The organism is Clostridium algidicarnis (genome assembly GCF_000703125.1).
GTDB lineage: Bacteria > Bacillota > Clostridia > Clostridiales > Clostridiaceae > Clostridium_L > Clostridium_L algidicarnis.
Window position 1 is genome coordinate 916956 of the sequence record NZ_JNLN01000001.1, and the last position, 15127, is coordinate 932082.

The window sequence follows — 15127 nt, forward strand, 5'->3', positions numbered from 1 at the left end:
TTATCATCACTTTTTACTTTTAACCCTTATTATTTAAAAAACTAATTCTAAATAGGGAATCCTCTAAAAAAAGATTTCCCTATTTCTCTTAAAAGTTTATCTAATATGCAGATTTAGCTATAATTGAAAGTGAAGTATTGCATACAGATAATGGATCTCCCTCATCGTTTGCAGCATCTATTATCCTAACACTGTAGGTACAGCATCCTGGACAACTATTGCACTCACAGTGGCTAAAGCAAAATGAAGTTGTAAGCCTTTCAGATTCCGTACCACCATCTTGATTTAGTTTGATTTTATATTCCCAAGTACCACAAGGTATTTCTTGCCTGTCATCACAGGTTTTAAATAATCCAAATGTTAATCTTGCTGGCTCAGTATTTGATTCAAACTTATATTTGATAATACTAGAAAAATCAAATTTCACTAATGGATTTTTTAAACAAGCTGTATCTACGGTAATACATCCTAAGGATCTTGGAGTAAAAGGTCTAGTTGAGTCAATTTGTGGAATATCCACACCTGTTCCTTGAGCACATTCAAAGAGTATTGGATATGCACATGGGCTCTTTGGGCAGCAGTGTGCATATTTATGCTTATCACAGCATTCATGGTGATCATCGCATCTACGATCTTCATAACCATGATTTGAGTTCTCTTCATAGCCTTTGTTAGGATTGAATCTTTCTCTATCTTCCTCTGGTCCTTTGTAGTATAGTTTCATAAATAGTTTCCTCCCTTATTATCATAATTTTTCAATTTCTTAACTTTTGCAAAGGATAAACCCTTTGCTATAGTGTATGCATATTAGAGTTAAGAGTTCGTTTAAAGAATAGTTTTAGTAATCATACTCTTCTCTCATTCTTCCTATAACTCCCATCTCAGCGTTATACCCTATTTCAACATCATCATGGCATATCTCATATGGTTTGTCATATTGCTTGTCATGATATCTTTCGTAATCGCAGCTACAACTTTCCCTCTTACATTTTCTTTCACAATTACTGTGGTAATCTTGCCCCATGTCTACTTTGCAATCAGGTTCTCCAATATATACTGGTTGGTTTTGTAATAACTTAATGCGTACATATACCACCATTTTTTCAGTAATGTTTCTAAAACATTTTAATTTACTAAATTCTTCAGCACAGTTATTATCACGATGGAAGATATCTGTTTCTAAAATATTTGACCAATCTAGTTCACAGAAAATATGCTCGTAATAATTATTAGAATGTCTCCAAGACTCTTCTCCCCTATCCTCACAGAGCATGTTCTTATCTAAACCGTTTGATTTTCCTTTAGAATATCCTCCAAATATAGGCTTTTTATCAAACTTAACAGGTGTAACACATTTAAATGGAATATTAAATGTGGAATGCATCATACTTCCACTTATACTTGTTTTGTTATCACAATCAACAGTAGAATATTGAATGTTTTTTTGTATATACCCAGAAATAAATACCTTATTTGTGTGAGGTACTAAATGACATTGAGTAATACATACATGCTTATCTATTGTCTTTATATCAAAGGCTTCTGTTTCCAATGTAATATCTGATTCTATATCAATTTGTATTTTACAATCGGATAGTACTACAGGAACTTTAACTACCATTGGACCTGGACGCCCAAACGGCGTATAACACCTATTACTGCACTCCCCTAGATTAGTAGAATCAACCACTCTTGAGTTGATACAACTTGGATCTGGCCTTGGGTCACAACAGTCATTAGTTAAACAATCTTTAAACATTGCTTCATCTCCCTTTATAGTCCTTTGTATATAAAATTTTAAGACTACTTGCAAATCCTAAGACTTTATATCTAATAACATATTATTCTAGAAGATATAAATTGCTACATATTGTGCCTAAAATATATTAAGTTCATTTTAATCCGCTATCTTCCTCTTCTTTTGAGCCTTTTCCCTCATTAAATCCAACACTTACATTCCTTTGTCTTCCGTCATTATCTCCAGTATATTGGGGAATAGAATCATTGTTACAATTTTCTATAACCATTACATCTCCATCGAATTCTGGTATAAAAACTTGTTGATTTTGTATCACTTTAATCCTTATAAATATAACCATTTTCTCTAATATCTTTTTACACTTTTTTTCTTCTGGCAAATACTTCGTCCCGTAATCCTCGTTATCGAAAATATCAGTTTCTAATATTTTTGCATATTGATATTCACAGTAAACTGGTTCATATAATTTACTATAATGAATCCATGAATCTTCATTATTGTTTTTGCAAAGCGTATTTTTATCTAAACTATTTAATCTTTCTTTGTAGCTTTCTCCGTATAATGGCTTTTTAAAAAATTCAATTTCTGTTACACATTTAAATGGAGAATTAACTACTGTATATTCTATCTTGTTACCTTCACTTGCTTTATTAGTGCAATCATTATTAGAAACTTGTATGTTCTTTTGCACATAGCCTTCTATAAATAGCTTATTTGTATAAGGAATAAGCTTACATTCCTTTACAAAAACCTCTTTATCAATATTTATTACATTTATATCTGTTATATCTGTCTTTTCTAATTCTATTTCTGATTCTACATTAATCTCTACTTCTACATCAGATAAAATCACAGGAATTTTAGCTATTAGTGGTCCTGTAGAGCCCATTGGAGTATGACACTTACTATTACATGTACTTAAAACTTCTGAATCTACTACTATTGAATCACACCTTTTTTTACGTTCCATATTTTCTTTATCGTTGCTACTAATATCTTTTTCCCCCATATATATTCCTCCATATTACTTCTAAAATATTATGTAATACTATATTATTCATAATGATTGTAAATGGCACTTATAGTAATTTTGCTATAAATAAAAAAAAAGGAAACTACATTCAATGTAGTTTCCTTTTAAATCTTATCCTTTAAATCTCAATATTTATTTATATCTGCCAAATCTTCCAATACATATATTAATTTAAAATGAAGTCTTGCTTATTACATAGCATTTTCTTCTAGCCTTGCACCTTTAAATTGACTATTGTAAAGATCTGCATAAAACCCATTCTCTTCTAACAATTCTTCATGACTTCCCTTTTCTATAATACTTCCATTATTCATAACAAGTATTAAATCCGCATCACGGATAGTTGATAATCTATGTGCTATAACAAAACTTGTTCGTCCTTGCATAAGCTTTGTCATGGCCTTTTGTATATATATTTCTGTCCTAGTATCTACACTACTTGTAGCTTCATCTAATATCAATACAGATGGATCTAATAGTATTGCTCTTGCAATAGTTAATAGTTGCTTTTGTCCTTGAGATATATTAGAAGCTTCTTCATTAAGGATAGTATCATAACCCTCTGGTAATGTCCTAATGAAATGATCTGCATGAGCTGCCTTTGCCGCTAAGATAATTTCATCTTCTGTAGCCCCGAGGCGTCCGTATCCTATATTATCTCTTATAGTTCCATTAAATAACCAGGTATCTTGAAGCACCATCCCAAATATATTTCTTAAGTCTCCTCGTTTTAAATCTCTTATATCAATTCCATCAATAGTTATTTTGCCTTCATCTATTTCATAAAACCGCATAAGTAAATTTACAATAGTTGTCTTACCTGCTCCTGTAGGCCCTACAATAGCAATGGTTTGACCCGGTTTCACATCTATGTTCATATCCTCTATAAGCATAGCATCTTTTTCATATCCAAAGTTTACATTTTCAAATTTCACCTCACCTTTAGGTGACTCAATAACTTGTGTAATATCAGCATCTTGAATTTCTTCAACTTCATCTAAAACTTCAAAAACACGTTCTGCCGCAGCCACAGTAGATTGTAATATATTAACTATATTAGCTGTTTGAACTATTGGCTGACCAAATTGCCTTGAATATTGAATAAATGCTTGTATATCTCCTAGATTAATTCTCCCCTTTGTTACAAATATACCACCTACAACACATACAAGAACATATCCTATATTGTTTATAAAATTCATAAGTGGCATAATTATACCCGAAATAAATTGTGCCTTCCATCCTACATTATAAAGTTCGTCATTTATATCATTAAATTCTCCTATGGACTTGTGTTCATGACCAAAAGCTTTTACTATTTTGTGCCCTGTATACATTTCCTCTACATGCCCATTAAGTCTTCCTAGAGCATTTTGTTGATCTGCAAAGTATTTTTGTGAACGCTTTGCTATATTTGTTGTTACAAAAATAGATAATGGTAAGGTTACAATTGTAACAAGAGTTAGTGTAGGGCTTATAGTTAACATCATTACGATAATACCAATTATAGTAACTACCGATGTAATAAGTTGTGTTAAACTCTGTTGAAGCGTACTAGAAACAGTATCTATATCATTGGTTACACGACTTAATATTTCACCATGAGTGTGAGAATCAAAATACTTAAGGGGTAGACGTGAAAGCTTCTCATCTACGTCTTTTCTCATATTAAAAACAGTCTTTTGAGCAACCCCTGCCATTACATATTGTTGTACATATGCAAATATAGCACTAATAGCATAAAGACCTATTAATATAAAAACTATATGTGCAATATAATCGAAATCTATTTTTCCGCCATTTAAACTCATTATTTCAGATATCTTTTTATTAACTGCTAATATACTATTTGCCACATCTGGAGTAGCCGTTGCTGGATTCTTTGATAATTTAGTAAGTGTATCTAACTGTGGCAATAGCTTTTCTAGTGCCATTTTCCCCATAATTCCTTCAAATAGCTTAGTGGTAGCCTTTCCCATAACCTTTGGACTAACTATACTAAAAACTGTACTTAATATAGCAAATATAAAAACTACTATAAGACTTACTCTTCGAGGTCTTAAATAAGTAATAAGCCTCTTCATTGTACCTTTAAAATCTTTTGCCTTTTCTACTGGTCTACCCATGGCAGGCCCACCACCCATAGATCCTTTAGTCTTAGTTTTATGTCCTTTACCTCTATTCTCCATTATGCTATTTCCTCCTCTGAAAGTTGTGAGGATACAATCTCATGATATACATCACAACTAGTTAAAAGTTCTTTATGAGTACCTATTCCTACTATGTTTCCCTCATCTAAGACTATAATTCTATCTGCATCTATAACAGTACTTACCCTTTGAGCTACAATTATTACTGTAGATTCTTTAGTTTCATCTTTTAGTACAGATCTAAGCTTTGCATCCGTTTTAAAATCAAGAGCAGAAAAACTATCATCAAAAATGTATATTTCAGGTCTTCTAACCAAGGCACGTGCAATAGATAAACGTTGCTTTTGTCCACCAGAAACATTAGTACCACCTTGAGCTATCACTGAATTAAATCCCTCTTCCATATTTGATATGAAATCTGTAGCTTGAGCTATATTAGCTGCTTTTTTTATTTCATCTTCTGTAGCATCCTCTTTACCATATCTTATATTATCTGAAATAGTACCTGTAAATAATACTGCTTTTTGAGGTACAAATCCTATTTTAGATCTAAGTTCGTCTTGAGACATTTCTCTTAAATCTACTCCATTAATTAAGATACTTCCATTGTTAATATCATAAAATCTTGGTATAAGACTTATGATTGTAGATTTACCTGAACCAGTACCACCAATAATTGCAGTGGTTTCTCCAGGTGCCGCACTAAAAGAAATATCTCTTATAACAGAACTTTCTGATCCTGGATAATTGAAACTTACATTTTTAAATTCAACATAACCTTTCTTTGATACTGCCTTTTTAATATCTTTAGGATCATTTATCACTGGAACAATATCTAAAACTTCATTAATTCTTGATGCTGAAACTGAAGCTCTTGGTATCATAATAAACATCATAGAAACCATAATTAATGAAAACATTATTTGCATAACATATTGTATAAATGCCATCAAGTCTCCCACCTGCATATTTCCAGCATCAATACGTTTTGCTCCAAACCATATAATTGCAATTGTAGTAAAGTTCATGACCAGCATCATTAACGGCATTAATATAGACATAAGCTTATTTACCTTAATAGCTGTACTTGTAAGGTCATGGTTTGCTTCATTAAATCTCTCTCTTTCATGATCGTTACGATTAAAAGCACGTATTACTCTAATACCTGTAAGACCTTCACGTAATACTAAATTTAGTTTATCAAGTTTTATTTGCATTGATTTAAAAAGTGGTAGGCCCTTTCTTGCTATAATAGTTATAATTCCAATTAATACTGGTATAACTACTACAATAATAATAGAAAGCTTCCTATCCTTTGAAACCGCCATAATAATACCACCAATGCACATCATAGGTGCACTTATCATCATACGCATAATAATTACAAGAACCTGTTGAACTTGAGTAATATCATTAGTCGTTCTAGTAATAAGCGATGATGTTCCAAGCTTATCGAACTCTTCTATAGAGAAACCTTCTACCTTAGTAAAAAGTCCTTTTCTAAGATCTCTACCAAATCCTGTAGCTACCTTTGATGATAAAAAGCTTGCAGTAATAGTACATATAGTTCCACCTAGTGCAACTAATAACATAAATCCTCCTATTTTTAATATATAGTCTGTATCTCCATTTACTATCCCATTATTTACTATATCTGACATCAATGTAGGTAAATATAACTCAGAAAGGGACTGGAAAAATACCAATACAAGTACCAAAATTATAGGTACTTTGAATGGCTTTAAATTTTTAAATAACTTAATCATAAGTAATCATCTCCAACAATTTAAATTTTTGTATTATTAACATTTAGCTTTATATCACAGGAATCCATAAGATTATCCCTTACTTGCATTAATAACCGTCTTAGTAACATCTGCTCTTCTTGTGTAAAATTACTAAAACATTCTTTGTCTATGGTTCTCATAACTTCGTGAACATCTTTCCAGGCTTCTTCCCCTTGCTCAGTTATATATACCCTTGATATTCTTTGATCTAATGAATCTTGACGACGTTCCACAAGTTTAGCTTTTTCCATTCTTTTAAGCATCACAGTAATAGTCGCAGGTTTAATATTAAGTTTCTTAGCTAATTCTTTTTGACTTTGGCCATTTTCCTTTGATAATGCTAATAACATTGGTGGTTGACCAGGATAAATTCCAATTTCATCAAGTAACATATGTGTACGATGATAGTGAAATCTTATGACTTGGTAAAATGTGTTGTATAAAGAATCGTGATCATAACTATCCATTTAACTCCTCCTAACTAGTTAGCCGACTAACTATAATAAATATTATCACCTATATATATATTAGTCAATAACCTTTTATCATAAATCTTTTAACAAGTTATTAACATTAGTAAATTATTATTAATGTATACGTAACCATGCTATTGCACATTCTTCACACTTAATTTTAACACTTACTTCCTTTTAATTATTGCAAATATTTATCTTTGTATTTTTGTATAGCATTTAATTTAAAAACTTCTCGCTAATCTTTGATTAGTCCTCTAACTATAAATTTATATTTTTATACTATATTAAGCTACCATAATTTATCCCCTGGTTGAGCTTTAATATTAATAAATGTACTCTGTAAAGCAAAGAACTCCGCTAATATAAAAACACTCCTAATCAAAATAGCCTTGCTATATAAATAATTAAAAAACTACAAAATAAAAAGAGAAAAGCCTAAACTTTTCTCTTAGTTCTTTCTTGTAATTTGGTTAAATACCTATCTTAAATCCCTCACCTATAGCCTCATGAACACTTCTAACTATTATAAAAGCATCCTTATCTATTCCTTTAATATACTTATTTAATTTTATTACCTCTCTTCTATCTAGAACCGTAGTTATAACCTCTTTTGTTTCTTCTGTATATCCTCCATTGGCAGAATATATTGTAATTCCTCTTTCTAATTCATCCATAATATATTTTTTGACTTTATCACCATTTGAACTTATAACCACAACTTCTTTACATATATTAAAGCCTTCAATTACTGAGTCAATTACAAAGCTATTTATAATAACTCCAAGTAATGCATACATACCAATTCTTAAACCAAAGGTAGCTCCAGCCATAAGCGTTATTGTGAAATCTGATATTAATAAGGCTACCCCCATATTAATGTTAAAAATCTTATTTATTATTTTAGCAATTATATCAGTGCCACCAGTAGATGCATTTTGATAAAATATGATGCCCATACCTATACCAGTCATTAATATACCAAATATTAATTCTATAATCATATCGTTTACTAAAGGCCCACTTAAAGGCCATAGCTTTTCCATTATCCATATCATGCCTGAAAGTTCTAAACTTGTATATATAGTTTTTGCTCCAAAGGCCTTTCCTATGATTAAGAAGCCTACGGTAAATAAGATTAAATTCATCATCATCATCAAAGCACCAACAGGGAACTTAGGTAAATAATAATTAATTATTAAACCAAGTCCATTAACTCCTCCAGTAGCTAAATTATTAGGCATAAGAAAAAAGTACATACCTGATGCCACCATTAAATTACCTATACTTATAAAAATTAATTCCTTTCCCTTCTCTCTCATAATACCCCCCCTATAATTTTATTATATAACCGATCGTAAAAATCCATTTCCGTGAACATCTGCCGCTTCCGAAACTGAAATAAGAGCTGACTCATCTATTTCTTCTACTAATTTTTGAACCATATTTAATTCATTTTCACTAACTACACAGTATATTATCTTCCTTTTGACACCAGTATATGCCCCCTCACCGTAAAGGAAGGTAGTGCCTCTTCCTATCTTTTTAATTATGCAATCTGATACTTCTTCTTCCTTAGACGTAACTATTAATAATATCTTTTTCTTATTAAAGCTATTTAAAACCTTATCTATAACCACTGATTTTATATACATCAATAATAAAGTATAAAGTGTTAATGTAAGATTTGTAACGAAGATTCCCATCATTGCAATTACACCATTTAGAGCAAAGTATAAAGTGGACATTTTCATTCCATTTCTTTTTCGAAGGATTATAGCTACTATGTCAGTCCCTCCTTGAGAGGCACCTTGTTTAAATATCATTCCCATTCCTATTCCACTCACAACGGCTCCTGCTAAAGTTGATATAAAAATATCCTCTATTTTAAGTACACTTACCATATCCTTTGTTAAAACTAAAAATATAGACATTGATACCATTCCAATAAAACTTAAAACTACAAACTCTCTATTTACTAACTTATACCCTATAATAAATACCGGTATATTAATAATAAAAACCCAATACCCTGAAGGTATATTTGATACATATTGTAAGATAAGAGATATCCCTGCAGCTCCTCCACTTAAAAGTCTATGAGGTATTATAAATGCATTGATTGCAATAGAATAAAGGAAACTTCCTATTAAAATATTAATTACCTTAACGTACCATTCCTTTTCCTTTTCTTTTTCTTTTCTGATTTCTCTGTGACTTTTGATTTTACTCATTTAGATATTCTCCCCACATATTTTTTTTACTAAGCTATAGTATCAACAATTTCCATGATGCTAACATCTCCTAAAAGATATAAACTAATCTCTATACTTTCTTACCACTAATGCTTAAATTGAAAAAGTTATTAGTTACATTAATGATGATAGATACTAAATGACTCATAAAAATTAAATAAATAAAACCTCCGTAAAACGGAGGCATAAAGTATCTAATCTTATGAATCAATAAGCTCAATAATTACACAACAAAAAAATCAGTATTATTAATACTTATTATTCATGGCTTTGCTTCCCTCCGAAGTCCCATACATTGTCTAAGGCAGGTCTCCTGACTCACGGGTCATCCTTCACCATCCTTCCCAGAGAAAGAGATAATCTCCAGTGGATTTGGTTTTGTCGCCGTATACAGTAGCGGGGGCTGTAGTGGATCTTCACCACTTTCCCTATTAAACCTAAAAAGGTACCTAAAACAATTATTATTTTATTATGCTACGCTTTAATTATATCAGTTATTTATGCTCTATTCAACAGGTTACAATCAGTGAAGTCTTTATATTTAATATCCTATTATCCCCCAAGAGTTATATCTTGAGCATCATACCAATTTATTGCATCATAAAAATGTTTTTCTTTAAAATTTGGCCAATAATCTTCTATTATATAAAAATCAGAATAAATAGACTGCACTGGAAGAAATCCACTTAATCTTCTTCGTCCTCCCCACCTTATAATTAAATCCATTTTTGAAACATCGTAAGATTGAATTTGATTTGTAATGTTATTGCTTACACTTTTAGACCTCTTTAGATGCTCAAGATCCCACTTCCAACTATAATTAACAAGAAAATTAACCTTCATTCCTCCCTTCCCAAAGACCCTCCTTGTAGTATAAGGAAGCAATTCTTTTGGAAACATTGGAGATTTAGTATTTCCTACTACAAGAAGTTCAGCATCCTCCTTTAAAAGTATGTTTACAGAATTAATACAAGCCTCTGTAAATGCCTTTATTTGTTCCCTTGGTCTTTTAGTATTATCTACTGTAAATCCATAATAGGTTATCTCTTTAATTCCTAGTTTTTCACATAACTTAAAAAGTAATAATCCAGGATCAATACCTGATTTATATCCGCTTTCTTTAGATAAGCCTTTATCTATAGCCCATCTTCTATTGCCATCTGGAATTATTCCTATGTGATTTGGTATTCTCATTGCTTTCACCTCAAATGTTCCATATATTACACAAGTATAAATTAATAGTTACTTTTTATAATAAATACTCTGCCTTTTATATTATTAACATCCATAGAAAATTTAACCACATAAGTTGTGTATTATTTAATATATTTTAGGGAAATCCATTAGTTTGTGTTATTATATTAAAGTCGTAAAATATTATCACCCTTATAAAAATACAAATATAAATATCTTTTACTATAATTAAATATTATGATTTTTAAAACTGTGAATTTTATTGATATTTATCAACAATAATATATACTAAAATACGTAATTAAAAATGGTGGTTTCTTAAATGTTGTATTATCATAATAATGATTGTTTAGTTTAAAATAAAATTACACAATGTCATTTAATAGATTTAGCTCATTTAAAACTTAGAATATCCACCTTTAAGGAGAAAAAATGTTATTTGAAAACTTAAATATTATAACCCCAATAAAAAAGGCTTTAAAACTTGAAGGATATGAAAAGCCAACACCTATACAAGAGCAGTCTATTCCCCCTATACTTAATGGAAGAGACTTTCTAGGTTGTGCACAAACTGGTACTGGTAAAACAGCTGCCTTTGCTATACCTATACTTCAGCTTATGATTAATAAAGAAAACCCTAAGTCAAAATCCAACCATATTAAGGCACTTATACTTGCTCCTACTAGAGAACTTGCTATTCAAATTGGTGAAAGCTTTGAATCTTACGGGAAATATATAGACCTTAAAACCTTAGTTATCTTTGGTGGCGTATCTCAAAATCCACAAACTAATGCATTAAAATCTGGAGTGGATATTTTGGTTGCAACACCTGGAAGATTAATTGACCTGGTTAATCAAAAGTTTATTGATCTACATCGTGTAGAGTTCTTTGTCCTTGATGAGGCAGATTGCATGCTTGATATGGGTATGATACATGATGTAAAAAAAATCATAACAAGATTACCTGTAACTAGGCAAAACATGTTGTTTTCAGCAACTATGCCAAACGAGATTAAAAAATTAGTGGATTCCATCTTAAAAGATCCAGTTAAAGTTGCAGTAGCACCTGTTTCTTCTACTATTGATACTGTTGATCAATCAGTATACTTTGTTTCAAAAAAGAATAAAAGATCATTACTAATTCACTTATTGGAAGACAAATCTATTGTTTCTGCTCTAGTATTTTCAAGAACAAAGCACGGAGCAAATAAGATAACTGAAGACCTAGTTAAGGCAGGAATAAATGCTCAAGCTATACATGGAAATAAGTCACAATCTGCAAGGCAATTAGCTTTAAGCAATTTTAAAGAAGGCAAAACAAGAGTTTTAGTTGCAACAGATATAGCCGCAAGAGGCATTGATATAGACCATTTATCTCATGTTATTAACTTTGATTTAACTAATGTACCAGAAACCCATGTCCACAGAATCGGAAGAACTGGTAGAGCTGGTTTAAATGGAATAGCAATATCCTTTTGTGATGAGGAAGAATTTGCATATCTTAAAGATATAGAGCATCTTATAGAAAAATCTATCCCAGTTGTAAAAGACCATCCTTATGCTATAAATATAACAGCGCCAATAATTAATAATGACATTAAAAAGAAGACCTCAAATAATAGGCCTTCCACTAAAAGATCTAATTCAAATAATAGCTTTAGAAAAAATACAAGAAAGCCAAGGCCTAAAAAATAAAGTTATATTAACATTATGCATCTAATTATAGTTTAACTTCTCTGGTAAATTATAATTAGATTTCATATATATCTTCTGCTATGTCATCTAAAGCCCCTCTATCCAATATAATTATAGAACCCTTCTGCTTCTTTATTATATTTTGTTCTTCAAGTTTATGAATAATCCTAATTAAATGTCTATAACTAGCTCCTAGAAGTTCTGCTACTTCTGTAAGCTTATCTGTATAAATTTCATGAACCTTTGAATAATCGTTGTTTTCAGGGGTAGTGGCTAGAAGATAACTTGCAAATCTACTTTCCAAAGGATATAAGAGATTTATGGCACTATGTTTAGATATACTACTTAATTTATTTCCAAGCTCTTTACATATATATCTTAAAAACTTACAGTCATCTATAGCATACTTTCTTATGTTTTCCATAGTTATACCTATACATAAGCACTCCTCTATTGCTTGGATATTAGAATCAGCTTTATATTTATCAATAAACTCTACATCACCTACTATTATTAGAGGTTTATAGAACTTCAATAATAGGCTTTTGCCATTTTTAAGAAGATTGTAAACCTTAGTTTTACCCTTTACCAAAAAATAAAAATACGTCATATCATCTCCAGCCTTATAGATATGTTCATTTTTTTCAAATAAAACTAAATCCATATAAGGCATCATATCTTTTTGAAATATATCATTTATATTGTATCTTTGTACATAATAATTGAGCTTGTACTTATCATTTATTTTAACCATAATAAAATCCCCCTATATTCCTATATTTTAATTATAGTATATATTTTATATGTTTTGTGACATATGTCATATTGGTTTTTCATTGTTCTATGATATAAATTAGTTAAGAATATTAAAGATGGGAGATTAAATATGAATAGTCTATTAGCAGTAGTAGTGGGTATCCTTATTTCTATAATGATTACCTTTAACGGAGGGTTATCTAATTATTTAGGGTATTATATTTCAACCTTATTAGTCCATATAATAGGTTTAATATGTGTATTAATAGTATTAGCTATAACTAAAAATAAGATGAAGTTAAAAAAAGGCACACCTCTTTATTTCTTTACTGGGGGAGCCATAGGTATATTTATTGTAATTTTCAATAGTATATGTTTCAAAAACCTAGGAGCTTCTTTAACTTTATCTCTAGCTCTACTTGGACAACTTGTGTTATCCATATTGATAGACCACTTTGGATTATTTAATATGGCAGTTCATAAATTCAAAAGTAAAAAGCTTATAGGACTTTTATTTATTTCCTTAGGGATAGTTATTATGCTTATATACTAATTTAAAAGGAGGGGTATCATGTTATATATAATTTTAGCATTTATAGGTGGGGCTCTAGTTACCTTAGCCTCTATAATAAATTCAAGGCTAGGCAAAGAAATAGGAGTTATCCAGGGTACTGTTATAAACTATACCGTAGGTTTAATATGTATACTTTTAGTCTGTCTATTTAATGGATCACTTTTTAAAATCTCAAATGGGGACTTTTCAGGAATACCCTTATGGGCTTATTTAGGCGGCATGGTAGGCGTTGCTGTGGTAATACTTTCAAATGTAGTAATACCTAAAATACCTGTAATATATTCCACATTATTAATTTTTATAGGACAAATTGTTACAGGCATGATTGTAGATTACATCTTTGGAAACCCTATTTCAAGGGGAAAGTTTATAGGGTGTATATTTATTATATTAGGCTTAGTATACAACTCTAATATAGATAGAAAAGCTTTAAAGATCTAATTTATATTGAATTAACCTATTCTCAAAAACTGTATAGAACCCGTTATCATAAACATTTAATATATTCCCTTGATATTTGTATTCTTTATTATCTTTTAAGCTTGTTATAACACCCAAAGATTTATTATTAACAAAAATACTTCCTTTGCTATTTATAAGAATATCCTCATTATCAGCTCTAACATCTAGTGTGTTACCTTTAATTAAATTATTGTTTTCATCCATCTTATATAGATTTAATTTATTTGATTTACTATCTTCACCTTCTGAAAAATAAAGATTGCCCTCATAATCAACATCCATAAACTTATTTGTACCACTATCTCTTAAATAAAGCTTTTTATTCTCTACACTTGAATAAATATCATGTTTTTTAATATCAGTATAAAGGATGTATTCCTCATTAGGTAAAATATAAAAAGAACTTACATCCTTTATTGCCAAATCCAATTTCTTTGAATCAGCATTGCCTTTGACCTTTATTATGACTTTTTCATTCCCATTACCATATCCTATGTAAGTTATATTTTTATTAGATGTCTTTTTTATTAAATCTATTGAGTAATCGGGATCTATATTTGTAATGTTGTAAATATAATTTCTTTTATTATTTTCTATATCATATGAAGATATTATAGCATTATCCGAATTAACTTCATTACCCTTTTCAGCTATTATAATCTCTTTACCGTCCTCTGACCAATTAAAGTAATCTATCTTTTTATCCTCTTCAGGTACTATATAACTTTCTTCTCCACTTAATATATTTGTTATTTTAATACTTAAATTCTCATAATATGCTAGATACTTACCATCACAGGAAATTACCTTTTCATCTACATCCTTAGGAAGTTCTCTTGTGATGTTATTGCTGAACACATTTTCTAAATAAGTTACTTCAAAGTTATAGTCATCTACCAAGTAATACCTATCTAAAAATACTAATAACATACATTGAAATATTATTGATATAACAGCAATAACACTAAGTACTTTAAATTTTTTCATAC

The 15127-nt window shown here is 30.1% G+C and carries 14 protein-coding genes and 1 riboswitch; of the genes, 3 read left to right on the forward strand and 11 right to left on the reverse strand.

Translation table 11 applies throughout. From position 1 onward, the window contains the following. Positions 1 to 100: 100 nt before the first annotated feature. From BV55_RS0104570 to BV55_RS0104610, 9 genes are all read right to left on the reverse strand, one after another. On the reverse strand, positions 101 to 724 hold the full coding sequence (locus tag BV55_RS0104570; RefSeq protein WP_029451622.1) for a DUF4489 domain-containing protein: 624 nt from the start codon (positions 722 to 724) through the stop codon (positions 101 to 103). 114 nt (positions 725 to 838) lie between these two features. After that, entirely contained in the window at positions 839 to 1759 is a 921-nt protein-coding gene (locus BV55_RS0104575) for a CsxC family protein (RefSeq protein WP_051652395.1), read from the reverse strand. Between the two features lie 133 nt (positions 1760 to 1892). Beyond that, complete coding sequence (locus BV55_RS0104580; RefSeq protein WP_029451624.1) at positions 1893 to 2768, reverse strand: CsxC family protein; 876 nt, start codon at positions 2766 to 2768, stop codon at positions 1893 to 1895. Between the two features lie 215 nt (positions 2769 to 2983). Further along, positions 2984 to 4981: an ABC transporter ATP-binding protein gene (locus BV55_RS0104585; RefSeq protein WP_198023191.1), complete on the reverse strand. Its 1998-nt coding sequence runs from the start codon at positions 4979 to 4981 to the stop codon at positions 2984 to 2986. After that, on the reverse strand, positions 4981 to 6708 hold the full coding sequence (locus tag BV55_RS0104590; RefSeq protein WP_029451628.1) for an ABC transporter ATP-binding protein: 1728 nt from the start codon (positions 6706 to 6708) through the stop codon (positions 4981 to 4983). Before BV55_RS0104590 ends, BV55_RS0104585 begins: the two co-directional genes overlap by 1 nt. A 20-nt stretch (positions 6709 to 6728) precedes the next feature. Further along, positions 6729 to 7196 carry a MarR family winged helix-turn-helix transcriptional regulator gene (locus BV55_RS0104595; protein WP_029451629.1) on the reverse strand — a complete coding sequence of 156 codons (468 nt, stop codon included), beginning with the start codon at positions 7194 to 7196 and terminating at the stop codon, positions 6729 to 6731. Positions 7197 to 7675: 479 nt separating this feature from the next. After that, complete coding sequence (locus tag BV55_RS0104600) at positions 7676 to 8524, reverse strand: YitT family protein (protein WP_029451630.1); 849 nt, start codon at positions 8522 to 8524, stop codon at positions 7676 to 7678. Positions 8525 to 8545: 21 nt separating this feature from the next. Next, on the reverse strand, positions 8546 to 9436 hold the full coding sequence (locus tag BV55_RS0104605; protein WP_051652396.1) for a YitT family protein: 891 nt from the start codon (positions 9434 to 9436) through the stop codon (positions 8546 to 8548). A 307-nt stretch (positions 9437 to 9743) separates the two neighbouring features. Then, positions 9744 to 9925: riboswitch (cobalamin riboswitch) on the reverse strand. Positions 9926 to 10009: 84 nt separating this feature from the next. Then, complete coding sequence (locus BV55_RS0104610; RefSeq protein WP_029451632.1) at positions 10010 to 10651, reverse strand: undecaprenyl diphosphate synthase family protein; 642 nt, start codon at positions 10649 to 10651, stop codon at positions 10010 to 10012. 432 nt (positions 10652 to 11083) lie between these two features. Between BV55_RS0104610 and BV55_RS0104615 the strand changes: the two genes are divergently transcribed. After that, the gene (locus tag BV55_RS0104615) at positions 11084 to 12346 is read left to right on the forward strand and encodes a DEAD/DEAH box helicase (RefSeq protein WP_029451633.1); all 1263 of its coding nucleotides are present in this window, start codon (positions 11084 to 11086) and stop codon (positions 12344 to 12346) included. A gap of 55 nt (positions 12347 to 12401) precedes the next feature. On the opposite strand, the gene BV55_RS0104620 is transcribed toward BV55_RS0104615, so the two are convergent. Further along, positions 12402 to 13100 carry a cyclic nucleotide-binding domain-containing protein gene (locus BV55_RS0104620; protein ID WP_029451634.1) on the reverse strand — a complete coding sequence of 233 codons (699 nt, stop codon included), beginning with the start codon at positions 13098 to 13100 and terminating at the stop codon, positions 12402 to 12404. Between the two features lie 132 nt (positions 13101 to 13232). Between BV55_RS0104620 and BV55_RS0104625 the strand changes: the two genes are divergently transcribed. Together BV55_RS0104625 and BV55_RS0104630 are read left to right on the forward strand one after the other, a co-directional pair. Continuing rightward, complete coding sequence (locus BV55_RS0104625; RefSeq protein WP_029451635.1) at positions 13233 to 13655, forward strand: DMT family transporter; 423 nt, start codon at positions 13233 to 13235, stop codon at positions 13653 to 13655. A gap of 18 nt (positions 13656 to 13673) precedes the next feature. After that, positions 13674 to 14117, forward strand: a complete 444-nt coding sequence (locus tag BV55_RS0104630) for a DMT family transporter (protein ID WP_029451637.1) — start codon at positions 13674 to 13676, stop codon at positions 14115 to 14117. On the opposite strand, the gene BV55_RS0104635 is transcribed toward BV55_RS0104630, so the two are convergent. Then, a complete protein-coding gene (locus BV55_RS0104635; protein ID WP_029451638.1) occupies positions 14106 to 15125 on the reverse strand; it encodes a hypothetical protein in 1020 nt (339 codons plus the stop codon). The two genes, BV55_RS0104630 and BV55_RS0104635, sit on opposite strands and share 12 nt — an antisense overlap. Positions 15126 to 15127: the final 2 nt, after the last annotated feature.